The organism is Frigidibacter albus (genome assembly GCF_009908165.1).
Taxonomy (GTDB): domain Bacteria; phylum Pseudomonadota; class Alphaproteobacteria; order Rhodobacterales; family Rhodobacteraceae; genus Frigidibacter; species Frigidibacter albus.
Genome location: NZ_JAAAUC010000011.1, coordinates 1 through 21,093, shown reverse-complemented (window position 1 = coordinate 21,093; position 21,093 = coordinate 1). Strand labels below are relative to the sequence as shown.

The 21,093-nt window shown below is 65.4% G+C and carries 21 protein-coding genes and 1 tRNA gene; 11 read left to right on the top strand and 11 right to left on the bottom strand.

The window, feature by feature from the left end:
* Positions 1-22: 22 nt before the first annotated feature.
* The 7 genes from odhB to mdh all read right to left on the bottom strand — a co-directional run bounded on the left by odhB (position 23) and on the right by mdh (position 9,798).
* Positions 23-1,549: a 2-oxoglutarate dehydrogenase complex dihydrolipoyllysine-residue succinyltransferase gene (odhB, locus tag GVY41_RS15995; protein WP_161348257.1), complete on the bottom strand. Its 1,527-nt coding sequence runs from the start codon at positions 1,547-1,549 to the stop codon at positions 23-25.
* Between the two features lie 3 nt (positions 1,550-1,552).
* Positions 1,553-4,513 (bottom strand): 2-oxoglutarate dehydrogenase E1 component, encoded by a 2,961-nt coding sequence (locus tag GVY41_RS15990; RefSeq protein WP_161348258.1) that lies wholly within the window; start codon positions 4,511-4,513, stop codon positions 1,553-1,555.
* Between the two features lie 462 nt (positions 4,514-4,975).
* Entirely contained in the window at positions 4,976-5,860 is an 885-nt protein-coding gene (sucD, locus tag GVY41_RS15985) for a succinate--CoA ligase subunit alpha (protein ID WP_161348259.1), read from the bottom strand.
* A gap of 9 nt (positions 5,861-5,869) precedes the next feature.
* The gene (locus GVY41_RS15980) at positions 5,870-6,433 is read right to left on the bottom strand and encodes a hypothetical protein (protein ID WP_161348260.1); all 564 of its coding nucleotides are present in this window, start codon (positions 6,431-6,433) and stop codon (positions 5,870-5,872) included.
* A gap of 4 nt (positions 6,434-6,437) precedes the next feature.
* A complete protein-coding gene (gene sucC / locus GVY41_RS15975) occupies positions 6,438-7,631 on the bottom strand; it encodes an ADP-forming succinate--CoA ligase subunit beta (protein ID WP_161348261.1) in 1,194 nt (397 codons plus the stop codon).
* 206 nt (positions 7,632-7,837) lie between these two features.
* Positions 7,838-8,698 (bottom strand): putative nucleotide-diphospho-sugar transferase, encoded by an 861-nt coding sequence (locus GVY41_RS15970; protein ID WP_161348262.1) that lies wholly within the window; start codon positions 8,696-8,698, stop codon positions 7,838-7,840.
* 137 nt (positions 8,699-8,835) lie between these two features.
* Positions 8,836-9,798 (bottom strand): malate dehydrogenase, encoded by a 963-nt coding sequence (mdh, locus tag GVY41_RS15965; protein ID WP_161348263.1) that lies wholly within the window; start codon positions 9,796-9,798, stop codon positions 8,836-8,838.
* 243 nt (positions 9,799-10,041) lie between these two features.
* On the opposite strand from mdh, the gene GVY41_RS15960 reads away from it, so the two are divergent.
* A complete protein-coding gene (locus tag GVY41_RS15960; RefSeq protein ID WP_161348264.1) occupies positions 10,042-10,785 on the top strand; it encodes a sulfite exporter TauE/SafE family protein in 744 nt (247 codons plus the stop codon).
* A gap of 3 nt (positions 10,786-10,788) precedes the next feature.
* On the opposite strand, the gene GVY41_RS15955 is transcribed toward GVY41_RS15960, so the two are convergent.
* Positions 10,789-11,106, bottom strand: a complete 318-nt coding sequence (locus GVY41_RS15955; RefSeq protein ID WP_161348265.1) for a hypothetical protein — start codon at positions 11,104-11,106, stop codon at positions 10,789-10,791.
* Positions 11,107-11,293: 187 nt separating this feature from the next.
* Between GVY41_RS15955 and GVY41_RS15950 the strand changes: the two genes are divergently transcribed.
* Genes GVY41_RS15950 through GVY41_RS15935 form a run of 4 tightly spaced genes read left to right on the top strand, consistent with a single transcriptional unit; the run spans position 11,294 to position 13,981 of the window.
* Entirely contained in the window at positions 11,294-12,178 is an 885-nt protein-coding gene (locus GVY41_RS15950; RefSeq protein WP_161348266.1) for a (3S)-malyl-CoA thioesterase, read from the top strand.
* Between the two features lie 10 nt (positions 12,179-12,188).
* Positions 12,189-12,743 (top strand): NnrU family protein, encoded by a 555-nt coding sequence (locus GVY41_RS15945; protein ID WP_161348267.1) that lies wholly within the window; start codon positions 12,189-12,191, stop codon positions 12,741-12,743.
* Positions 12,744-12,745: 2 nt separating this feature from the next.
* Positions 12,746-12,949, top strand: a complete 204-nt coding sequence (locus GVY41_RS15940; RefSeq protein WP_161348268.1) for a DUF1737 domain-containing protein — start codon at positions 12,746-12,748, stop codon at positions 12,947-12,949.
* On the top strand, positions 12,950-13,981 hold the full coding sequence (locus GVY41_RS15935) for a MaoC family dehydratase (RefSeq protein ID WP_161348269.1): 1,032 nt from the start codon (positions 12,950-12,952) through the stop codon (positions 13,979-13,981).
* On the opposite strand, the gene GVY41_RS20615 is transcribed toward GVY41_RS15935, so the two are convergent.
* Positions 13,978-15,117: an alpha/beta fold hydrolase gene (locus GVY41_RS20615; RefSeq protein WP_161348270.1), complete on the bottom strand. Its 1,140-nt coding sequence runs from the start codon at positions 15,115-15,117 to the stop codon at positions 13,978-13,980. The two genes, GVY41_RS15935 and GVY41_RS20615, sit on opposite strands and share 4 nt — an antisense overlap.
* A 348-nt stretch (positions 15,118-15,465) precedes the next feature.
* Here GVY41_RS20615 and sdhC point away from each other — a divergent pair, with 348 nt between their 5' ends.
* The 6 genes from sdhC to GVY41_RS15900 all read left to right on the top strand — a co-directional run bounded on the left by sdhC (position 15,466) and on the right by GVY41_RS15900 (position 19,428).
* A complete protein-coding gene (sdhC, locus tag GVY41_RS15925) occupies positions 15,466-15,849 on the top strand; it encodes a succinate dehydrogenase, cytochrome b556 subunit (protein WP_161348271.1) in 384 nt (127 codons plus the stop codon).
* A gap of 10 nt (positions 15,850-15,859) precedes the next feature.
* Positions 15,860-16,231 carry a succinate dehydrogenase, hydrophobic membrane anchor protein gene (sdhD, locus tag GVY41_RS15920; protein ID WP_161348272.1) on the top strand — a complete coding sequence of 124 codons (372 nt, stop codon included), beginning with the start codon at positions 15,860-15,862 and terminating at the stop codon, positions 16,229-16,231.
* A gap of 17 nt (positions 16,232-16,248) precedes the next feature.
* Positions 16,249-18,051, top strand: coding sequence for a succinate dehydrogenase flavoprotein subunit (gene sdhA / locus GVY41_RS15915; RefSeq protein ID WP_161348273.1), 1,803 nt, complete (start codon positions 16,249-16,251; stop codon positions 18,049-18,051).
* On the top strand, positions 18,051-18,350 hold the full coding sequence (locus GVY41_RS15910) for a hypothetical protein (RefSeq protein ID WP_161348274.1): 300 nt from the start codon (positions 18,051-18,053) through the stop codon (positions 18,348-18,350). The genes sdhA and GVY41_RS15910 overlap by 1 nt, the downstream gene beginning before the upstream one ends.
* Positions 18,351-18,441: 91 nt before the next feature.
* Complete coding sequence (locus tag GVY41_RS15905) at positions 18,442-19,218, top strand: succinate dehydrogenase iron-sulfur subunit (RefSeq protein WP_161348275.1); 777 nt, start codon at positions 18,442-18,444, stop codon at positions 19,216-19,218.
* Positions 19,219-19,340: 122 nt separating this feature from the next.
* Positions 19,341-19,428, top strand: a tRNA-Ser gene (locus tag GVY41_RS15900).
* 558 nt (positions 19,429-19,986) lie between these two features.
* Here the strand turns inward: GVY41_RS15900 and GVY41_RS15895 are convergent.
* Both GVY41_RS15895 and GVY41_RS20610 read right to left on the bottom strand, forming a co-directional pair.
* Positions 19,987-20,910, bottom strand: coding sequence for a hypothetical protein (locus GVY41_RS15895; RefSeq protein ID WP_161348276.1), 924 nt, complete (start codon positions 20,908-20,910; stop codon positions 19,987-19,989).
* A gap of 86 nt (positions 20,911-20,996) precedes the next feature.
* Positions 20,997-21,093: IS3 family transposase (locus GVY41_RS20610; protein WP_338082801.1), on the bottom strand; the 97-nt coding region annotated here is incomplete at its 5' end.

Genomic DNA, 21,093 nt, shown 5'->3' with positions numbered 1-21,093 from the left:
TCAAGTACGACGGGGACGTAGCTCAAATATCCACCAGCAACCGCCGCGGATCCTCCAGCGCTTCCTTGACCCGCACCAGGAACGTCACCGCCCCCTTGCCGTCGACGATCCGGTGATCGTAGCTCAGCGCCAGATACATCATCGGGCGGATCACGATCTGGCCGTTCACCACGACCGGGCGGTCCTGGATCTTGTGCATGCCGAGGATGCCCGATTGCGGCGGGTTCAGGATCGGCGAGGACATCAGCGAGCCATAGACGCCGCCGTTGGAGATGGTGAAGCTGCCGCCCTGCATTTCGGCCATCGACAGCTTGCCGTCGCGGGCGCGCAGGCCAAGTTCGCCGATCTTCTTCTCGATCTGGGCAAAGCCCATCTGGTCGGCGTCGCGCACCACCGGAACCACGAGGCCCGAGGGGGTGCCAACGGCAACGCCCATGTGGACGTAATGCTTGTAGACGACATCGCCGCCGTCGATCTCGGCATTGACCTCGGGCACTTCCTTCAGCGCGTGGCAGCAGGCCTTCACGAAGAAGGACATGAAGCCCATCTTCACGCCGTGCTTCTTCTCGAAGGCGTCCTTGTAGGCGTTGCGCAGCTCCATGATGCCGGACATGTCCACCTCGTTATAGGTGGTCAGCATGGCGGCGGTGTTCTGCGCTTCCTTCAGGCGGCGGGCGATGGTGGCGCGCAGGCGGGTCATCTTCACCCGCTCTTCGCGGGCGGCATCCTCGGCCGGGACCGGGGCGCGCGGGGCGGCGGCCGGGGTCGGGGCGGAGGTCGATGCAGCCGGGGCCTTGGGGGCCGATGCGGCGCGGGCAACGTCTTCCTTCATGATCCGGCCATCGCGGCCCGAGCCGGTGACCTGATCGGAGGAGAGGCCAGCCTCGGCCATCGCCTTCTTGGCCGAGGGCGCGTCTTCGACGTCCTTGGTCTTGGCGGTGGGGGTGGCCGCAGCCGGCGCCGGCGAGACGTCTTCCGACTTCGGCGCGGAGGGCGCCGCGGCGGCGCCTTCCGACACGACGGCCAGCTTGGCCTTGGCATCGACGGTGGTGCCTTCGGGCGCCAGGATCTCGGTCAGCACGCCGGCGACCGGGCTGGGAACCTCGACCGACACCTTGTCGGTTTCCAGCTCGCACAGCATTTCATCCTGCGCGACCGCGTCGCCCACCTTCTTGAACCAGGTGGCCACGGTCGCCTCGGTCACGCTTTCACCCAGCGTCGGCACCATCACATCGGTCATCTTGCCCTCTTTCGCGCCAGCTTCGGCTTCGGCGCCTTTCTTCGGCTTCACTTCTTCGGGGCCGGCATTTCCGGCCTCGGCGATCTGCGCAAGCAGCGCGGCAACCCCGACCGTGGTGCCTTCGGGCGCCACGATCTCGATCAGTTTTCCGGCGGCGGGGGCGGGAACCTCCACCGTCACCTTGTCGGTTTCAAGCTCGCACAGCATCTCGTCGGCGGCGACGGTGTCACCGACCTTCTTGAACCAGGTGGCAACGGTCGCTTCGGAGACGCTTTCGCCAAGGGTGGGGACGCGGACTTCGATGGCCATGGGTTATCCTCCGACCGTTAGGGCTTCGTTGACCAGCGTTTCCTGCTCTGCCTTGTGGCGAGAGGCGAGGCCGGTGGCCGGCGAGGCCGAGGCGGCGCGGCCGACATAGCGGGCACGGCCGTGGGTGGCGCCGATGCGGCCCAGAACCCATTCGAGGTTGGGTTCGAGGAAGGTCCAGGCGCCCTGGTTCTTGGGTTCTTCCTGGCACCAGACGATTTCGGCGCCCAGGAAGCGGCTGAGTTCCTTGACGATGGATTGCGCCGGGAACGGGTAGAACTGTTCCAGCCGCAGCAGGTAGACATCGTCGATGCCGCGCTTGTCGCGTTCGGCCAGCAGGTCGTAATAGACCTTGCCCGAACACATGACGACGCGCTTGATGTCGGCATCCGGGGCCAGCTTGGTGGCGGAATGGCCGGTTTCGGCATCGTCCCACAGCACGCGGTGGAATTGCGAGCCGGTGGTGAAGGCGGCCGCGTCCGACACCGCAAGCGGATGGCGCAGCAGCGATTTCGGCGTCATCAGCACCAGCGGCTTGCGGAAGCTGCGGTGGATCTGGCGGCGCAGGATGTGGAAGTAGTTCGCCGGGGTCGAGCAGTTGGCGACGATCCAGTTATCCTCGGCCGAGTTCTGCAAGAAGCGTTCGAGGCGGGCGGAGGAGTGTTCCGGCCCCTGCCCTTCGAAGCCGTGCGGCAGCAGCATGACAAGGCCCGACATCCGCAGCCACTTGCGCTCACCCGAGCAGATGAACTGGTCGAACATGATCTGCGCGCCGTTGGCAAAGTCGCCGAACTGCGCCTCCCACATCACCAGGGCGTTGGGTTCGGCAAGGCTGTAGCCGTATTCGAAGCCGAGCACCGCGTATTCCGACAGCATCGAGTCGATGGCTTCATACTTGGCCTGACCCGCGCGGATGTGGTTGAGCGGGAAGTACCGCTCTTCCGTGGTCTGGTCGATGAAGGCCGAATGCCGCTGGCTGAAGGTGCCGCGGATGCAGTCCTGGCCGGACAGGCGCACCGGATAGCCCTCGACGGCGAGCGAGCCGAAGGCAAGCGCCTCGGCGGTCGCCCAGTCGAAGCCGACGCCGGTCTCGAACATCTTGGCCTTGGAGTCGAGCTGGCGGGCGACGGTCTTGTGCAGATCGAAGCCTTCGGGCGCGCGGGTCAGCGCGGCACCGATCTCTGCCATCGTCTCGGGCGCGATGGCGGTCTTGCCGGCCTGATACTCGGCGCCCTCGGCATCGAGCCCGGACCAGCGGCCATCCAGCCAGTCGGCGCGGTTGGGCTTGAAGTCCTTGCCGGCCTCGAATTCCTCGTTCAGCTTGGCCTGGAAGGCGGCCTTCATGTCCTCGATCTCGCCCTCGGGGATCAGCCCGTCCTTGACGAGGCGTTCGGTATAGAGCTGCAGCGTGGTCTTGTGCGACTTGATGCGCTTGTACATCGCCGGGTTGGTGAACATCGGCTCGTCGCCCTCGTTGTGACCGAAGCGGCGGTAGCAGAAGATGTCCAGAACCACGTCCTTGTGGAATTTCTGGCGGAATTCGGTGGCGACCTTCGCGGCGTGGACCACGGCCTCCGGGTCATCGCCGTTGACGTGGAAGATCGGCGCCTCGACCATCAGCGCGATGTCGGTCGGATAGGGCGACGAGCGGCTGAAATGCGGCGCGGTGGTGAAGCCGATCTGGTTGTTCACCACGATATGCATGGTCCCGCCGGTGCGGTGGCCGGTCAGGCCCGAGAGGCCGAAGCATTCGGCCACGACGCCCTGGCCCGCAAAGGCGGCATCGCCGTGCAGCAGCACGGGCAGCACCTGATGGCGGGTGGTGTCGCCGAGTTGGAACTGCTTGGCGCGGACCTTGCCGAGAACGACCGGGTTCACCGCCTCGAGGTGCGAGGGGTTGGCGGTCAGCGACAGGTGGACGGTGTTGCCGTCAAAGCTGCGGTCCGACGAGGCGCCGAGGTGGTATTTCACGTCGCCCGAACCATCCACATCCTCGGGCTTGAAGCTGCCGCCCTGGAATTCGTGGAAGATGGCGCGATACGGCTTGGACATGACATTGGCCAGCACCGACAGGCGGCCGCGATGCGGCATGCCGATCACCACGTCACGCACGCCAAGACTGCCGCCGCGCTTGATGATCTGTTCCATCGCCGGGATCAGCGCCTCGCCGCCATCGAGGCCGAAGCGCTTGGTGCCCATGTATTTGACATGCAGGAACTTTTCGAAGCCCTCGGCCTCGACCAGCTTGTTCAGGATGGCGCGGCGGCCTTCGCGGGTGAAGGTGATTTCCTTGCCATAGCCTTCGATCCGTTCCTTCAGCCAGCTGGCCTGCTCGGGATCGGAGATGTGCATGTATTGCAAGGCGAAGGTGCCGCAATAGGTGCGCTTCACGATGTCGAGGATCTGCCGCATCGAAGCGATCTGCAGGCCGAGGACGTTGTCGAGGAAGATCGGGCGGTCCATGTCGGCTTCGGTGAAGCCGTAGGATTTGGGGTCGAGTTCCGGGTGCGGGGTCTGGCTGGTCATCCCCAGCGGGTCGAGGTCGGCTGCAAGGTGGCCGCGGATCCGGTAGGCGCGGATGATCATGATCGCGCGGATCGAATCCAGCACGGCGCGCTTGACCTGCTCGTCGCTGACGGACACGCCCTTTTCGGCGGCAACTTCCTTGATCTTGGCGCCGGCGCCCTTGATCTCGCGCATGGCAGCCGGCCATTCGCCGGTCAGCGCCGCGGTCAGGTCGTCATTCGGCATCGGCGGCCAGTCGGCGCGCGTCCAGGAGGCGCCGGCGGCCTCTTTCTTCACGTCCATCTCGGCATCGCCGAGGCTTTTGAAGAAATCGGCCCAAGCGGCATCAACCGCAGAGGGGTCGGCGGCATAGCGGGCATAAAGTTGCTCGATATATTCCGCGTTATGGCCCTGCAGGAAGCTGGAGGCGTGCAGAAGATCGTTGGGGGACTGGTCGGTCATGTCTGGACCTCGTTGGCGGCAAGCCGGTTGTCGGTGCCCGGGATCGGGCGGGAGAGCGGGGCCGGGCAGAGCCGGGATGATCGGGCGGCGCGGCCGGAGCGGGGGCCGGAGTTGGCGCGGAGGTTCAGGGAACCAACGCGGGCCGAAGCGCCGGGGTTGCGAGTGCAAGCCGGGCACGCACCCTGACGACACGTCAAGGTGGGCGCGCGCGGCGCGACAGGCGGGATTGCAAGCGGCGAAGTCGCGGGAAGCGATGCCAAAGGCCACACCAGCGGCGCCTGCCGCATCCGGGCTTGGGCGCCTGCCGTGTTGCGCGCCCGGCGGGGGGCGTCGCGCCTATGGCTGACCATGACCATCGAGGGTCGGGCTCCGGGTTGGCCCGTGCCGCAGCGCGGCGAAGGGCCTTTGCAGGTGAACACAGTGCCGGAGCGGGGACCGCTCCGGCACAGATTTGCGGCCTGATTACAGGCTGATGGCCTTCAGCACGGCTTCGCCCAGACCGGCGGGGCTGTCGGCAACGATGATCCCGGCGGATTTCATCGCCTCGATCTTCGACTCCGCGTCGCCCTTGCCGCCCGAAACGATGGCACCGGCATGGCCCATGCGGCGGCCCGGAGGCGCGGTGCGCCCGGCGATGAAGCCCGCGGTGGGCTTCCAGCGGCCGCGCCGCTTTTCATCGGCCAGGAACTGCGCGGCTTCTTCTTCGGCAGCGCCGCCGATTTCCCCGATCATGATGATCGAGTGGGTTTCGGGGTCGGCCAGGAACATCTCGAGCACGTCAAGGTGCTCGGTGCCCTTGATCGGGTCGCCGCCGATGCCGACAGCCGAGGACTGGCCAAGGCCAACGTCGGTGGTCTGCTTCACGGCCTCATAGGTCAGCGTGCCCGACCGGGACACGACGCCGACCGAACCGCGCTTGAAGATGCTGCCCGGCATGATGCCGATCTTGCATTCGTCCGGCGTCATCACGCCGGGGCAGTTCGGGCCGATCAGGCGCGATTTCGAGTTCAGCAGGGCGCGCTTGACGCGCATCATGTCCAGCACCGGGATGCCTTCGGTGATGCAGACGATCAGCTCCATCTCGGCGTCGATCGCCTCGAGGATCGAGTCGGCGGCGAAGGGCGGCGGAACGTAGATCGCCGAGGCATTGGCGCCGGTGCGTTCCTTGGCCTCGTGGACCGAGTTGAAGACCGGCAGGTTCAGGTGCGTGGTGCCGCCCTTGCCCGGGGTCACGCCGCCGACCATCTTGGTGCCGTAGGCGATGGCTTGTTCGGAGTGGAAGGTGCCCTGCGAGCCGGTGAAGCCCTGACAGATGACCTTGGTGTTCGAATTGACGAGAACGGCCATGACTTGTCCTTATTCCGAGTAAGGTGCAACGAGCGCCAGATTGACGGTCGATCCGTCGGCGCTCTGGATTTCTAAGAGTGAAAGGTCCGACTTCACGAAGTTTGTGTAGGTCGTCCAAACACGTGTTCTGTTTCCGCTGTTCACAAATTCCGAGCGATAGGGGCCAAGGCGAAATTCGTCGGAAATAACTCGAGAGACCACGTCTGCGCTGACGCCCGCACTTTGCGGAAGCAACCCAAGCGAGCATCGTGAAAGGCGATCTTCGCCAAACATTGGCTTTACTTCGTCCGGAATCGCTGCGTCGCTCAGCTCGAACAGCGCGATGTTGTCTTCCGAGATTTGCCTACCCCACGTCCCAAGGGTGTTTTCTTGGAGAGCAATGCCGAACTCCTCGGGTGACACTGGTCTGTATCCCATCGAAACCGCGACAGTCGTTGCAGAATCGAAGGAGGGCATGTGACGGACGCAGAGGCTCATAAACTCCCTGACAAAGGTCTCTTCGTCACCGGCAGAGACAGCAGAAGCTGCACTCCCGATGACACATAGAACCAGAGCAGGAAGTTTACGACGCAAGTTCTCAGCCCTTCACCGCTTTGACGATTTTCTTGGCCGCGTCCGACAGATCGTCGGCCGCGATCACGTTGAGGCCGGAGTTCCGGATGATCTCTTTCCCCAGTTCGACGTTCGTGCCCTCAAGGCGCACGACCAGCGGAACCTGCAGGCCGACTTCCTTCACCGCGGCGATGACGCCCTCGGCGATGATGTCGCAGCGCATGATGCCGCCGAAGATGTTCACGAGGATGCCTTTGACGTTGGGGTCAGAGGTGATGATCTTGAACGCCTCGGTCACCTTCTCCTTGGTGGCGCCGCCGCCGACGTCGAGGAAGTTGGCAGGCTCGGCGCCGTAGAGCTTGATGATGTCCATCGTCGCCATCGCCAGACCGGCGCCGTTGACCATGCAGCCGATCTCACCATCGAGCGCGATGTAGTTCAGGTCGAACTTCGAGGCGGCGAGTTCCTTGGAGTCTTCCTCGGTCTCGTCGCGCAGCGCCATGATGTCGGACTGGCGGTAGAGGGCGTTGTTGTCGAAGCCGATCTTGGCGTCGAGGCACTTGATCATCCCGTCGGGGGTCACGATCAGCGGGTTGATCTCGAGCATCTCCATGTCCTTCTCGATGAAGGCGCGGTAGAGGTTCTTGACCAGCTGGACGCATTGCTTGACCTGCCCGCCTTCAAGCCCGAGGGCGAAGGCGACGCGGCGGCCGTGGAAGTCGGACAGGCCCGAGGCCGGATCGACGCTGAAGGACATGATCTTCTCGGGGGTGTGGGCTGCCACTTCCTCGATGTCCATGCCGCCCTCGGTCGAGACGACGAAGGACACGCGGCTGGAAGCGCGGTCGACCAGCAGCGCAAGATACAGCTCGCGGGCGATGTCGCTGCCGTCCTCGATGTAGATGCGGTTGACCTGCTTGCCGGCGGGGCCGGTCTGGTGGGTCACGAGGGTGCGGCCCAGCATCTGCTTGGTCATCGCCTCGGCCTCTTCGACCGATTTGGCAAGGCGCACGCCGCCTTTTTCGCCGGCCTCGGCCTCCTTGAAGGAGCCCTTGCCGCGGCCGCCTGCATGGATCTGGGCCTTGATGACCCAGAGCGGGCCGTCAAGCTCGCTGGCGCAGGTCTTGGCCTCTTCGGCGCGCAGGACGATCCGGCCGTCCGAGACCGGGCAGCCGTAGCTGCGCAGAAGCGCCTTCGCCTGGTATTCGTGGATGTTCATGGTAGCGTCCCATGCTGGTTCAATTTGGGGCTGAATGGCACAGCTTCCTTGGCGGCAAAAGGAATTTCGGTGGGATCGGCGGTTTGCAGCCGCTTTTGCGGGTTTTGTGATCACGGGTTTGAAACCTGTGATCACAATCCGATTCATGCCTGGATTTCGCATGAATCGCCCCTGTGACGGGCGCCGAATCAGGTGGCGCTAACAGGTCAGCGGCCGAGCAACCGCGACAGCCCCAGCGCCGCATTGGCCGAAATCGCCCGCAGGCTGCCGAAGACGCCCCGGTCCACTGGCCGGGCAAGGCGCTTGCCGGTGCCGCCAAGCGTCATGTCGGCGGCGATCATCCGCTGGATGTGCCGCCACAGCGCCGGGCCGATCACCGCGGCCGGGCTTTCCAGCCGCTTTGTGCTGCCCTTCACATGGTCATGCAGCCGCGGCAGGTGCAGCACCCGCGGGGCGGTGAACTTGGTCCCCTGCACCTCGACCTGCCGTACCGCCATCAGGTTGTATTCGGGCGGCAGCACCCAGATCCGCAGGTCGCTGTCGAACAGCAGCTCGCGCAGCACATACTGGTCGCGGCCGTGATTGCCCTCGACCATGGTGCGCTCCACAAGGTCGATGAAGGCCAGTGTGGCGGGCGACTGGCGGATACCGATCATGCCGCCGTTGATCTGCGGGAAGGCGGCGGGCATCGGCCGCGTCAGTTGCCGCATCGCCGAGGCGGTATTGCGGCGCTGTTCATGCGTGGCGACGAGATCGAAGCGGCCCAGCACCTCGAACACGTCGCGCAGGTCGGCCACGATGATCACATCGGCATCAAGGCAGATCGTGCGCTGGAACCGCGAGCGGCGCAGCGCCTCGAACTTGGGGCGGAACCAGCTGCGGCCAAGCTGGTGGACGCGGTCGAAGACCGGGTCGTCTACGGGACCATCGGTGAACAGGTCAACCGCAAGGCCGGGATTGGTGGCGCGCAGGCTGCGCGCCGCCTCGATCGCCAGCCGGGTGAAGCCCTCGCCGGTGGCGGCGAAGACGACGCCGTCGCGGGGATCAGCGGAGGTGGGGTCGGTCATCCGGGGCACTCCTCGTCGGTCTGTCTGCTTACCTGCCACAGACCGGTCGCGGGGGAAATGGCCGGCTTGCACACGGGCGCGCAAACGGAAAGGGCCGCGCCTTGGCGGCGCGGCCCTTCGTGCAACAAGGCGGAAGATCAGGCCAGCGAGGGGTCGATGGCCTTGCAGGCGTCGACGAGGCCCTTCACGGCGTCGACCGACTTCTGGAACATCGCCTGTTCGTCCTTGGTCATCTTGATGTCGATGACCTTCTCGATCCCGCCGGCGCCGATGATGGTGGGCACGCCCACATACATCCCGTCGAGGCCGAGCGCGCCCTTCACATAGGCGGCGCAGGGCAGCACGCGCTTCTGGTCCTTGAGATAGGCCTCGGCCATCTCGATGGCGCTGGTCGCCGGCGCGTAGAAGGCCGAGCCGGTCTTCAGCAGGCCGACGATCTCGGCGCCGCCATCGCGGGTGCGCTGCACGATCGCGTCAAGCTTGTCCTGCGTGGTCCAGCCGAGGTCCACGAGGTCGGGCAGCGGGATGCCGCCAACGGTCGAGTAGCGGACCAGCGGCACCATCGTGTCGCCATGGCCGCCCAGCACGAAGGCGGTGACGTCGCGCATCGACACGCCGAATTCCACCGACAGGAAGTGGCGGAAGCGGGCGCTATCCAGCACGCCGGCCATGCCGACGACCTTGTTGTGCGGCAGGCCCGAGAATTCGCGCAGCGCCCAGACCATCGCGTCAAGCGGGTTGGTGATGCAGATCACGAAGGCGTCCGGCGCGTGGGTCTTGATGCCCTCGCCCACGGCCTTCATCACCTTGAGGTTGATGCCCAGCAGGTCATCGCGGCTCATCCCCGGCTTGCGCGGGACGCCGGCGGTGACGATGCAGACATCGGCACCGGCGATGTCGGCGTAATCGTTGGTGCCCTTCATCACGGCATCGAAGCCTTCGGAGGGGCCGGATTCGGCGATGTCGAGCGCCTTGCCCTGCGGCGTGCCTTCCGAGATGTCGAACAGGACGACATCCCCGAGTTCCTTGATCGCAGCGAGATGGGCGAGCGTGCCGCCGATCTGACCGGCGCCGATCAGCGCAATCTTGGGTCTGGCCATGAATTCCTCCGGGTCAGGTTATGACTGTGACGCAGGCGCTTCCAGCATGGGAAGCGCAGCTGACGCGGGGATGCGTAGTCTGTCACGGCCCGCCGTGCAAGTGCGGCGCGGGCCCGGCGGGGTTTGCGGATGGATCAGCGCCGATGTTTGCGCTAAAGAGCCGGCGCGCCGGGCGGCCGCCGCCCGAAAACCGGGCGCGGGGGCCTGCGGTGGGCGGGCGATTCTGTGAAATGCGAGGCGGGCGTGGAAGATTCCGTGCTGTTCTGGGTGGCGGCACTGACCGCCGCCGTGCTGGTCGGCGCGGCCAAGGGCGGGCTGCCGGTGACCGGGATGCTGTCGGTGCCGATCCTGTCGCTGGTGATGCCGCCGGTGATGGCGGCGGGGCTGCTGCTGCCAGTCTATGTGGTGTCGGACATGTTCGGGGTCTGGGCGTTCCGGCGGTCGTTCGACCGGCGCAATCTGGCGATCCTGATCCCGGGCGCGGTCGTGGGCATCGCGCTTGGCTGGGCGACGGCCAGCGTGGTGCCGGAACGCGCGGTGACCGGGCTGGTGGGGCTGATCGGGCTGGTGTTCTCGTTGAACCTGCTGCTGCGCCGGACGATCCCGGAGCAGCGCGGCGCCGATGTGGGGCCGGGGCTGTTCTGGGGCGCGCTGGCGGGGTTCACCAGCTTTGTCAGCCATGCCGGCGCGCCGCCCTTTCAGGTCTATGTGCTGCCGCAGCGGATGGAGAAGACGGTCTTCGCCGGCACCACGACGCTGTTCTTTGCCGTGGTGAATGCGGTGAAGCTGGTCCCCTACTGGGCGCTGGGGCAATTGTCGGTGGAAAATCTGAAGGTGGCGGCGGTGCTGATGCTGCCGGCGAGCCTTGCGGTGTTCGCCGGCTTGAAGCTGGTCAAGGTGCTGCCCGAGAAGCTGTTCTTCGCGCTGGTGACATGGGCGCTGCTGCTGGTCTCGCTGCGGCTGCTGTGGCAGGCGGCGGCGGGCTGAGGGTCAGGCGTCGGTGCCTTCGGGCGGCAGGGACTCGACCATCGCCTCGTAATGCTGGCCCGAGGCCATGAGGCAGGTGCGGCCATCGGGCAGGGTGACGGTGATCGTCCAGGTGCCGGTGGCATCCGAGGCGAAGACCTCCACGACAGCGTTGCCGGTGGCAAGGCCGATGCCGCGGCGGGTTTCGCCGTAGGTGGCGGCGAGCCGTTCCACCACCGAGGCGCGGATGCCGCAGCTGGGGCCGCCTTCCGCAAAGGCGGCCTGCGCCGCGAGGAACATTCCTGCAAAGCCGAGCGAGAGTGCGAAGAGTTTGTGTTGCATGACCTGTGCCCCGATGACTCTGCCCCGGCAAGGGGCGCGGTATGGGCAAAGACTGCGGCCTACCTTGGTAATAATTGGTTAACGATGCGCGCCGATGCCAAGCGCCCGCTGCGCTGCGGCAATTCCGGGGTTGCCGAATCTGCCGCGTATGTGGTCCTTGGCGAAACAAAGTTGCGAGGAGAGAATCATGGCTGCGGTCACAGACGGGCGCGCCCGCCCCTTCCGGTCGGTGCTGTATATCCCCGGCTCCAAGGAGCGGGCGCTGGAGAAGGCCAAGGATCTGCCGGCCGATGCGATCATCTTCGACCTCGAGGATGCCGTGGCGGCGGAGGAGAAACCGGCGGCGCGGGCGCTGCTGGCGCAGGTTCTGGCCGAGGCCGATTATGGCCCGCGCGCGCGGATCGTGCGGATCAACGGGCTGGACAGCGACTGGGGCCGGGATGACGTGGCAGCCTTTGCCACGGCGATTGCAGCCGGGGCGAAGGTGGATGCGATCCTGATCCCCAAGGTCTCTACCCCCGCAGACCTCGATGCCGTCGCGGCGCTGATTCCGGATGTGCCGCTCTGGGCGATGATGGAAACCGCGCTGGGGATGCTGAACGCTGCCAGCATCGCCGCGCATCCGCGGCTGGCGGGGATGGTGATGGGCACCAATGACCTCGCCAAGGAGCTCGGCAGCCGCTTCCGCGCCGACCGCCTTGCCATGCAGGCGGGGCTGGGGCTGTGCCTGCTGGCGGCGCGGGCGCATGGGCTGACCATCGTCGATGGCGTCTACAATGCCTTCAAGGATGAGGCTGGCCTGCTGGCCGAATGCGAGCAGGGCCGCGACATGGGCTTTGACGGCAAGACGCTGATCCATCCCGCGCAGCTGGACATCGCGAACACCGCCTTTGCGCCGTCGCAGGCCGAGATCGACCTCGCCCGCCGGCAGATCGCCGCCTTCGAGGAGGCCGAGGCGCAGGGGCTGGGTGTCGCAGTCGTGGATGGCAGGATCGTCGAAAACCTGCATATCGTGACCGCGCGGCAGACTCTGGCAAAAGCGGAGGCGATTGCCGCATTGCACGCAAGCTGAAAGGCCAGCCATGACGCTTCTGATCTTGGGACTCCTGCTGTGGTGGGGCGCGCATCTGTTCAAGCGCGCGGCGCCCGATGCCCGCGCCAATCTGGGTGACCGCGGCAAGGGCTATGTCGCCATCGCGCTCGGTGCCGCGCTGGTACTGATGGTGATCGGCTACCGCAGTGCGGGGCATATGCCGGTCTATACGCCGCTGCCGGGCATGGGCCATGCCAACAACACGCTGATGCTGATCTCGGTCTTCCTGTTCGGGGTCGGCGGCACCAAGGGCACGCTGTACCCGAAGATGCGCCATCCGATGCTGTGGGGCACGGTGATCTGGTCGGGCGCACACCTGCTGGTCAACGGCGATCTCGCCTCGCTGGTGCTGTTCGGCGGCATCGGCCTCTGGGCGCTGGTGGAAATGGCCGTCATCAACCGCACGCCGTGGCAGCGACCGGCGCCGGTGCGCGGAGTCAAGGGCGACGCGATGAACCTTGTCGGCACGCTGGTGTTGTTCGGGCTGATCGCCGCTGTCCACATCTGGCTCGGCTACAATCCATTCCTGGGAACCTACGGATGAAAATGAAACTCTATCGCCTGCTGACCGAAGACGACACCTCGGCCTTTTGCCACAAGGTCAGCCTTGCCCTGTCCAAGGGGTGGGAGTTGCATGGCAGTCCGACCTATGCCTTTGACGCGGCGCGCGGTGTGATGCGCTGCGGTCAGGCGGTGGTGAAGGAAGTGCCCGGGGACTACCACCCCGAGATGAAGCTGGGAGAGCAGTGAATGAAGACCAACCCGGGCCGGTTCTTTGAGGAGTATCGCATCGGCGAGGTGATCGACCATGCGGTGCCGCGCACCGTCTCGGGCGGGGAGCGCGCCTTGTATCACGCGCTCTACCCGGCCCGGGGGGCGCTCTATTCGTCGGACGCCTTCGCGCAGGCCTGCGGGCTGCCGCAAAGCCCGGTGGATGACCTGATCGCCTTTCACACGGTGTTCGGCAAGACAGTGCCGGATATCAGCCTGAACGCGGTGGCCAACCTTGGCTATGCCGAGGGGCGCTGGCTGGGAGCGGTCTATCCCGGCGACACGCTGCGCGCGCAGTCCGAGGTGATCGGACTGAAAGAGAACTCGAATGGCGCTTCGGGGAATGTGTATGTGCGCACGCGGGGTTTGAACCAGCGCGGCGAGACGGTGCTGGAATATGTGCGGTGGGTGATGGTCCGCAAGGCGCGGGCCGATGCGCCTGCGCCCGATCCGGTGGTGCCGGTGCTGGCCAAGGTGGTGGCGCCTGCGGATCTGGTAGTGCCGGAGGGTCTGACCTTCGAGGGCTACGATTTCGCGCTGGCGGGCGAACCGCATCGCTGGAGTGACTATGCGGTGGGCGAGCAGATCGACCATGTCGATGGCGTGACCATCGAGGAAGCCGAGCACATGATCGCCACGCGCCTGTGGCAAAACACCGCCAAGGTGCATTTCGATGCCACCTTCCGGCCCGACGGGCGGCGGCTGATCTATGGCGGCCATGTCATCAGCCTGGCGCGGGCGCTGTCCTTCAACGGGCTCGCGAATGCGCAGATGATCGTGGCGCTGAACGGCGGTGCCCATGCCAACCCGTGCTTCGCAGGCGATACCGTCAAGGCCTGGTCCGAGGTGCTGGACAAGGCGGAGACTTCGGCGCCCGGCGTCGGCGCGATCCGGCTGCGGCTGGTGGCGACCAAGCAGGGCGCAGAGCCGTTTGCGCTGCGCGGAACCGATGGCAAGTATCTGCCCGAGGTGCTGCTGGACCTCGACTATTGGGCGCTGATGCCGCTCTAGGCGCCGCCCTTGTCGGCGATCCAGCGGGCGATGGCGGGCCAGGCCTCCTGCAAGGCGGGCGCGCCGATGAACAGGCCGAGGTGATCGGCGGGCAGGCTTTGCTGCACGATCTCGGCCTCGGGCGTGCCCAGCAGGGCGGCGGCGGCCAGCACCTGCGCGGCGGGGGCGATGTCATCGGCCTCGCCCGCCAGCAGCCAGACCGGGCACATGACGTCCCCTAGCGACAGGGTGCGGCCCAGCCCGGCAAAGCATCCCCGCGCCAGCTGGTTCTGCTGGAACAGCTCTTCGATCACCTGCAGGTAATAGCGGCCGGGCAGGTCCAGCGCGGCGTCGATCCAGCGCTGGAAGGCGTCGCTGCGGGCCAGATCGCCATGGGCGGCGAAGTCGCGGTGCAGCTCCAGCATCCGGCCGAGGTAATGGCCGGGATGCAGGGTTTTCCAGCTTTCCATCAGGTAGCGGCCGGACATCCGGCCCTGCCCCATGCCGACCAGTTGCCGATAGACCCCGAGCGGCAGGCTGCTCGCGAGCATCCCCGGCCGTCCCGCCCCGGCCGCCGTGTCGATGGGCGCGCCGGCCAGCACGAGGCTGCGCACCTTCCCCGGGAACAGTGCCGCATACATGGCCGACATCCAGCCGCCCTGGCAGATGCCGACCAGATTGACCTGTCCGCCGAGGCCATCCACCGCCATATCCAGATCGGCCAGATAGGCGTCGATGCCCAGATCGCGCATCGGATGGGTCGCCGTCTTCCAGTCGGTGACCAGCACCCGCTGCAGCCCAGCTTCCAGCAGAACCTGCACCAGGCTCTGCCCCGGCGCCAGATCGACCAGCGTGGGGCTGTTGCCGGCATGGGGCGCGGCGATCAGGACCGGCACCGCCTCTGCCCGCGGGTCCGGGGCCGGGGCCGGAGCCGAGAAGTCGCGCAGCTCCATCGTGGCAAGGTCGAGCGCCACGCGGTTCGGGCTGGCCCAGTCCGGCGGTGGCCGCGCCATCATTCCCGCGGCTGCGGCGGCAAAGCTGAACTCCCTGTGCCAGGCATCGAACCAGGCGGTGGTGAGCGCGGCCCCGGTGGCTGCCGGCCAGAACAGGGCCGACATCTCGGCGAAACCGGGCCGGTCCTCGGGCTTTTGGGTCACGCGCGATCCTCCCCTGCCGGGTGCTGCCGGGCCGGGCAGCGGTTCATGGCGGCACCTGACCCCGATCCTAGCATAGTCCGCCGCCATCCCGCCCAACAACGTGGCGCATTGACCGCCTGCGCAGGACGCCGCCTCCCCCGCCACACCGCCCGGCGTTAGCGCAAACTGTGATCACGCCCCGAAAATTGGTGATCACAAAGCTGATTTTCTGCAGTGCAATACCCATCGTCCGACGCTTTGAAAGCATCCGGGGCGTGACTTGCCCGAAAAACCCGCTATTGAATATCGGGAAAACAAGCCCGCCCGCCGACATCTCCGACGGGTTGCCAGACACAGAAGGAATCCATCATGGCTGAGTCCAACCGGGTCATCCGGCCACTCTCCCCCCACCTTCAGGTCTATCGCCCGCAGCTGACCTCGATCACCTCGATCCTGACCCGGATCACCGGCAACGGCCTGATCGTCGGGACCGTGCTGTTCGTGTGGTGGCTGGTGGCAGCGGCGGCAGGCCCCGAACAGTTCGCCACCGCCGATGCGGTCGTCACCTCGTGGTTCGGCAATATCGTGCTGTTCCTCTCGCTCTGGGCGGTGGCTTATCACTACCTGGCGGGGCTGCGGCACCTGATCTGGGATTCGGGCCATGGCCTCGACATTCCGACGGCCGAGAAGCTGGGCTGGGGTGTCGTCATCGGCTCGGTCGTGCTGACCGTGCTGACCTTGATCGTGATCTGAGGGGGCTGACATGCGTTACATCACCGACCGCAAGCGCGCCAATCCCAAGGGCGCCGCACATACCGGCACCGAGCATCACTGGTTCATGATGGTGTCCTCGGTGGCGCTGGCCTTCCTGATCCCCGCCTTCGTGATCGCCTTCGGGCGCGCACTTGGCGGCTCGCATGAAGAGGTTCTGGCCTTCTTCGCGCGGCCCTTCATCGCCATCCTCACCGGCCTGACGCTGGTGGCCTCGATGCGGCACTTCGCCAAGGGTGCGACGACGATGATCGAGGACTATGCACAAGGCACCACCCGCAAGGCGCTGATCATCGGCGCCATTTCGCTCTCTTGGGCGGTGACGGCGACGGGGCTGTTCGCCCTGGCGAAGATCGCGCTCTGAGGCAAGGACGAAGACAAATGGCAGCTTACGATTACGAGACGCATATCTATGACGTCGTGGTGGTTGGCGCCGGGGGCTCTGGCCTTCGCGCGACACTGGGCATGGCGGAACAGGGGCTTCGCACCGCCTGCGTGACCAAGGTGTTCCCGACCCGGTCCCATACCGTGGCAGCCCAGGGCGGCATCGCCGCCAGCCTTGGCAACATGGGCCCCGACAGCTGGCAATGGCATATGTACGACACCGTAAAGGGGTCGGACTGGCTGGGCGATACCGACGCGATGGAATACCTCGCGCGGGAAGCGCCCAAGGCGGTGTATGAGCTGGAGCATTACGGCGTGCCGTTCAGCCGCACCGAGGAGGGCCGGATCTACCAGCGCCCCTTCGGCGGCCACACCACCGAATACGGCGAAGGCCCGCCGGTGCAGCGCACCTGCGCCGCCGCCGACCGCACCGGCCACGCCATCCTGCACACGCTCTATGGCCAGTCGCTCAAGCACAACGCGGAATTCTACATCGAGTATTTCGCCATCGACCTGATCATGGAGAATGGCCGCTGCACCGGCGTTCTGGCCTGGAAGCTCGATGACGGTACCATGCATGTGTTCAGCGCCAAGATGGTCGTGCTGGCCACGGGCGGCTATGGCCGCGCCTATTTCAGCGCGACAAGCGCCCATACCTGCACCGGCGACGGGGGCGGCATGGTTGCCCGCGCCGGCCTGCCGCTGCAGGACATGGAGTTCGTGCAGTTCCACCCGACCGGCATCTATGGCTCGGGCTGCCTGATCACCGAGGGCGCCCGCGGCGAAGGCGGCTACCTGACCAACTCGGAAGGCGAGCGGTTCATGGAACGCTACGCACCGACCTACAAGGATCTGGCCTCGCGGGATGTGGTCAGCCGCTGCATGACGATGGAAATCCGCGAGGGCCGCGGCGTGGGCCCCGACAAGGACCACATCTACCTGCACCTCAACCACCTGCCGCCGGAAACGCTGAACGAGCGTCTGCCGGGCATTTCCGAAAGCGCCCGGATCTTTGCCGGTGTCGATCTGACGAAAGAGCCGATCCCGGTGCTGCCGACCGTGCATTACAACATGGGCGGCATCCCCACCAACTATTGGGGCGAAGTGCTCAACCCGCAGCCGGGCAACCCCGATGCGGTGTTCCCGGGCCTGATGGCGGTGGGTGAGGCCGGTTGCGCATCGGTCCACGGGGCCAACCGTCTGGGCTCGAACTCGCTGATCGACCTCGTGGTCTTCGGCCGCGCCGCCGCGATCCGCGCTGCGGAAATCGTGAACCCGGCCGATGCGACCCCGGCAGCTAACAAGGCCAGCATCGATCAGGGCCTGGCCCGCTTCGACGCCGCCCGCCATGCCTCGGGCGCGATCCCGACGGCCGACCTGCGGCTGGAAATGCAGCGCACCATGCAATCGGACGCGGCGGTGTTCCGCACCGACAAAACGCTGGCCGAAGGCGTCGAGAAGATGATCGCGGTGGCCGGCAAGATGGCCGACATCAAGGTCACCGACCGCAGCCTGGTGTGGAACAGCGACCTGATGGAAACGCTGGAGCTGCAGAACCTGATGCCGAACGCGCTTGCCACCATCGTGGCGGCCGAGGCGCGCAAGGAGTCCCGCGGCGCCCATGCGCATGAGGATTACCCCAGCCGCGATGACGTGAACTGGCGTGTTCACAGCCTTGCGCATGTCGATGGCGCTTCTGTCTCGCTGTCCAGCCGTCCGGTGCATCTGGAACCGCTGACCACCGAGGCGCAGGGCGGGATCGACATGAAGAAGATCGCGCCGAAGGCACGGGTCTACTGATGCCGCTGCGGCCGGGATATGTGCTGGCGCTGGCGGGGCTTGCCCTCGCCAGCTGCGGCCCGATCCCGGTTGCCCGGGCCGAAGCCTTCTGCGCCGACCGCTTTGCCACCCCGCCGCCGATCTCGGGCAGGGCGAAGGCAGGAGTCTCCTCGAACGGCGGTGTCGTCACCGATTTCGAGGTGGAGTTCGCCCCCAGCATCAGCTCTGGCGACCCGTCGGCGGCCTATACCGCCTGCGTGGTGCGCAAGTCCGGTGAATACCCGACCCGCCCGCTCTATCAACGCGGCGCCGCGCCATGACCCGCCGCCCCGCCCCGCAGATGCCAGACCTCCGGCCAGCACCCGCCTTGGCCGCCAGACCCCCGGAATGACTGGAAGGGAAACCTAACAAATGGTTCAGTTCACACTTCCCAAGAACTCGAAGATCCGCGTCGGCAAGACCTGGCCGAAGCCGGACGGCAAGAACGTCCGCAAGTTCAAGATCTACCGCTGGAACCCCGATGACGGGGAAAACCCGCGGGTGGACACCTACTTCCTCGACATGGACAAGTGCGGCCCGATGATCCTGGACGCGCTGATCAAGATCAAGAACGAGGTCGACCCCACCCTGACCTTCCGCCGGTCCTGCCGCGAGGGGATCTGCGGGTCCTGCGCGATGAACATCGACGGCATCAACACGCTGGCCTGCATCTATGGCCTCGATGAGGTGAAGGATGACGTCAAGATCTACCCGCTGCCGCATATGCCGGTGGTCAAGGACCTGATCCCCGACCTGACGCTGTTCTACGCCCAGCATGCCAGCATCATGCCCTGGCTGGAAACCAAGACCAACGAGCCTGCGCGGGAATGGCAGCAGTCCATCGGCGACCGCAAGAAGCTTGACGGCCTTTATGAATGCGTGATGTGCGCCTGCTGCTCGACCTCCTGCCCCAGCTACTGGTGGAACTCTGACCGTTACCTCGGGCCGGCGGCCCTGCTGCACGCCTATCGCTGGATCATCGACAGCCGCGACGAGGCGACGGGTGAGCGTCTGGACGATCTGGAAGATCCGTTCAAGCTCTACCGCTGCCACACGATCATGAACTGCGCCAAGACCTGCCCCAAGGGGCTGAATCCGGCCAAGGCGATTGCCGAGATCAAGAAGATGATGGTCGAACGGGTGGTGTAAGCCAGTCGTCTGCCTGCTGACGGGGCCTCTGCCGAAAGGCGGGGGCCCTTTGCGTTGCGGGCGGCACCCGCCCCGGATTTTCGGCCTTGTTTCCCGGTTGTCTCCCCCCTATACGCATCGGCGGAGCTGTGGCCGAGTGGTCGAAGGCACACCCCTGCTAAGGGTGCAGACGGCAACGTCTCGAGGGTTCGAATCCCTTCGGCTCCGCCACTTGCCCCAGCGAAAGCGTTCTCCCGATCCGGCTGCGGCAGGATTTTCCCGTTGTATTCGAGGGTTATGCGGGTGGGGCTGAGCACTGGTGCCGGCGCCAGAAGGTCCGGAAGCGGTCTCTCAGGGCCGAAATTCTCCGGACCTCATGACTGCGCCTATTTGGTGAATTTCCACCAAGCTGTTGAAATTGCGTTGGATAATCACGTGTCAGCTGAACACTTCGATTTCAGGGGCACGTTTCGAGAAGGAACAGAAATCGAACTTCCGCCAGTTCTGGATCGAAGTCGATCAAGTTGGATGCTGTGACGCCAAGGACCGCATGCTCAGCGCAGGCGCGGCCACTCCTCGTGACCGCGACACCTTCGCCTACCGCCTACCGCCTACGCGACGGCACCTTCTCAGCCCACCATTGTCTGCCCTCCGGCCGCGGCTTACCGCCCTGCCTTCGAAGAACGGCTTCCGGACAAAATCGAACGCATGCCACCCCGCGCGGCTTTGGAACGGGCAATGCTGGACTACGCCCGGGTGCGCGATAGGCAAGCACATGTGCCCAATGGTTCAAATTCGACGAACACTGCCATCCGATCGGATCTCCAAGACTGGCTCCATAAGCTCGAATTCGGTTGCATCTCTCGAGAACGCTGCAAGTCTGACCTGCGATAGCATGACGCCCATGAGATGCATGTCCGTAGTTTGATGCCCGCCTTCGGCCGAGAATCCAGCGTCGATGCCGACACCGCCACGGTCGGTTAGCAGGTAACGTGCGTGGAAATCGGCTCCGCCGTTCCTCTCCCGCCAGCAATAGACTGAAACGGCCAGACCCTCTGGGATCACTCCATTGAACAGCCGGGCCGCCTCCCGCTCCAGTTCGGCATTGGTCGGCTTGTTGTTGTGGTAGCGGTAGTGGATTTCGCAAGCCGCGCCTGGGTTATCCGTTTTTACGACTGCGAGGCACGCCCGAAGCGTGCTCTTGTAGCGCGCGTTGTACGGGTCAAAAAACGGATCGACGAAAAGAATGCGAGTGCTGGCTCGAAGAAAGCCACTCAGCGCTCCAGCGATGGATTCACTCTCCCGTGGTACCGCGCGATCTTGTGCCGCTGCCATCAGCGGCCGGTTCTCGTCGATATCCGCGACAGGTAATACGACCGCGTTTCCGCCAAGATTTTGCCGGGCAATGATCGCATGGAAAGGGGCGCGCCCGTGCTCGGTCAGAGCATTTTCAATCCACGACTTTTCAGAATCATAGGGTCGATTAAGATCAACCACAGCCAACTTGGCGTTCCTCAGGCGCTCGACAATGCTTGCCATCCGAATGTCCGGAACGCCCGCCTCTTTCGCGGCCTGTATGACCTTCTTCTCCCATTTTCCCGGCAACCGCGAAATCAGCCGCCCCCGATCAAAACCGAACTTCTCGATTAGGTACAGGAACGTCTGCCAGCTTGAGCCGATTGCCTGCGGCTCCACCGCGTATTCGAAGAGCATCAGAAGAGCTCCTCGGCGCGTTCTTCAAAGAAGCCCTTCGGCCAGCGGTCGATGAATGGGCTGCTGCCGGTTCCGTGGACACGGGGTTAGGTTTGCATATCGCGGTCCTCGGACGCCATGGGGCTGAGATAGCCCAGCTTCGAGTGGCGTCGCCGCGGATTGTAGAAGCGCTCGATGTAGTCG

Bases quoted from the DNA above. Each gene is read 5' to 3' on its own strand.
- GVY41_RS15970 (WP_161348262.1), bottom strand. From the start codon at position 8,698: ATGACCGACCCCACCTCCGCTGATCCCCGCGACGGCGTCGTCTTCGCC.
- GVY41_RS15895 (WP_161348276.1), bottom strand. From the start codon at position 20,910: ATGCTCTTCGAATACGCGGTGGAGCCGCAGGCAATCGGCTCAAGCTGG.
- sucC (WP_161348261.1), bottom strand. From the start codon at position 7,631: ATGAACATCCACGAATACCAGGCGAAGGCGCTTCTGCGCAGCTACGGC.
- GVY41_RS15955 (WP_161348265.1), bottom strand. From the start codon at position 11,106: ATGCAACACAAACTCTTCGCACTCTCGCTCGGCTTTGCAGGAATGTTC.
- GVY41_RS15910 (WP_161348274.1), top strand. From the start codon at position 18,051: ATGCCGCTGCGGCCGGGATATGTGCTGGCGCTGGCGGGGCTTGCCCTC.
- GVY41_RS15905 (WP_161348275.1), top strand. From the start codon at position 18,442: ATGGTTCAGTTCACACTTCCCAAGAACTCGAAGATCCGCGTCGGCAAG.
- sdhD (WP_161348272.1), top strand. From the start codon at position 15,860: ATGCGTTACATCACCGACCGCAAGCGCGCCAATCCCAAGGGCGCCGCA.
- mdh (WP_161348263.1), bottom strand. From the start codon at position 9,798: ATGGCCAGACCCAAGATTGCGCTGATCGGCGCCGGTCAGATCGGCGGC.
- odhB (WP_161348257.1), bottom strand. From the start codon at position 1,549: ATGGCCATCGAAGTCCGCGTCCCCACCCTTGGCGAAAGCGTCTCCGAA.
- GVY41_RS15935 (WP_161348269.1), top strand. From the start codon at position 12,950: ATGAAGACCAACCCGGGCCGGTTCTTTGAGGAGTATCGCATCGGCGAG.
- GVY41_RS15940 (WP_161348268.1), top strand. From the start codon at position 12,746: ATGAAACTCTATCGCCTGCTGACCGAAGACGACACCTCGGCCTTTTGC.
- sdhA (WP_161348273.1), top strand. From the start codon at position 16,249: ATGGCAGCTTACGATTACGAGACGCATATCTATGACGTCGTGGTGGTT.
- sucD (WP_161348259.1), bottom strand. From the start codon at position 5,860: ATGGCCGTTCTCGTCAATTCGAACACCAAGGTCATCTGTCAGGGCTTC.
- GVY41_RS15990 (WP_161348258.1), bottom strand. From the start codon at position 4,513: ATGACCGACCAGTCCCCCAACGATCTTCTGCACGCCTCCAGCTTCCTG.
- sdhC (WP_161348271.1), top strand. From the start codon at position 15,466: ATGGCTGAGTCCAACCGGGTCATCCGGCCACTCTCCCCCCACCTTCAG.
- GVY41_RS15945 (WP_161348267.1), top strand. From the start codon at position 12,189: ATGACGCTTCTGATCTTGGGACTCCTGCTGTGGTGGGGCGCGCATCTG.
- GVY41_RS15950 (WP_161348266.1), top strand. From the start codon at position 11,294: ATGGCTGCGGTCACAGACGGGCGCGCCCGCCCCTTCCGGTCGGTGCTG.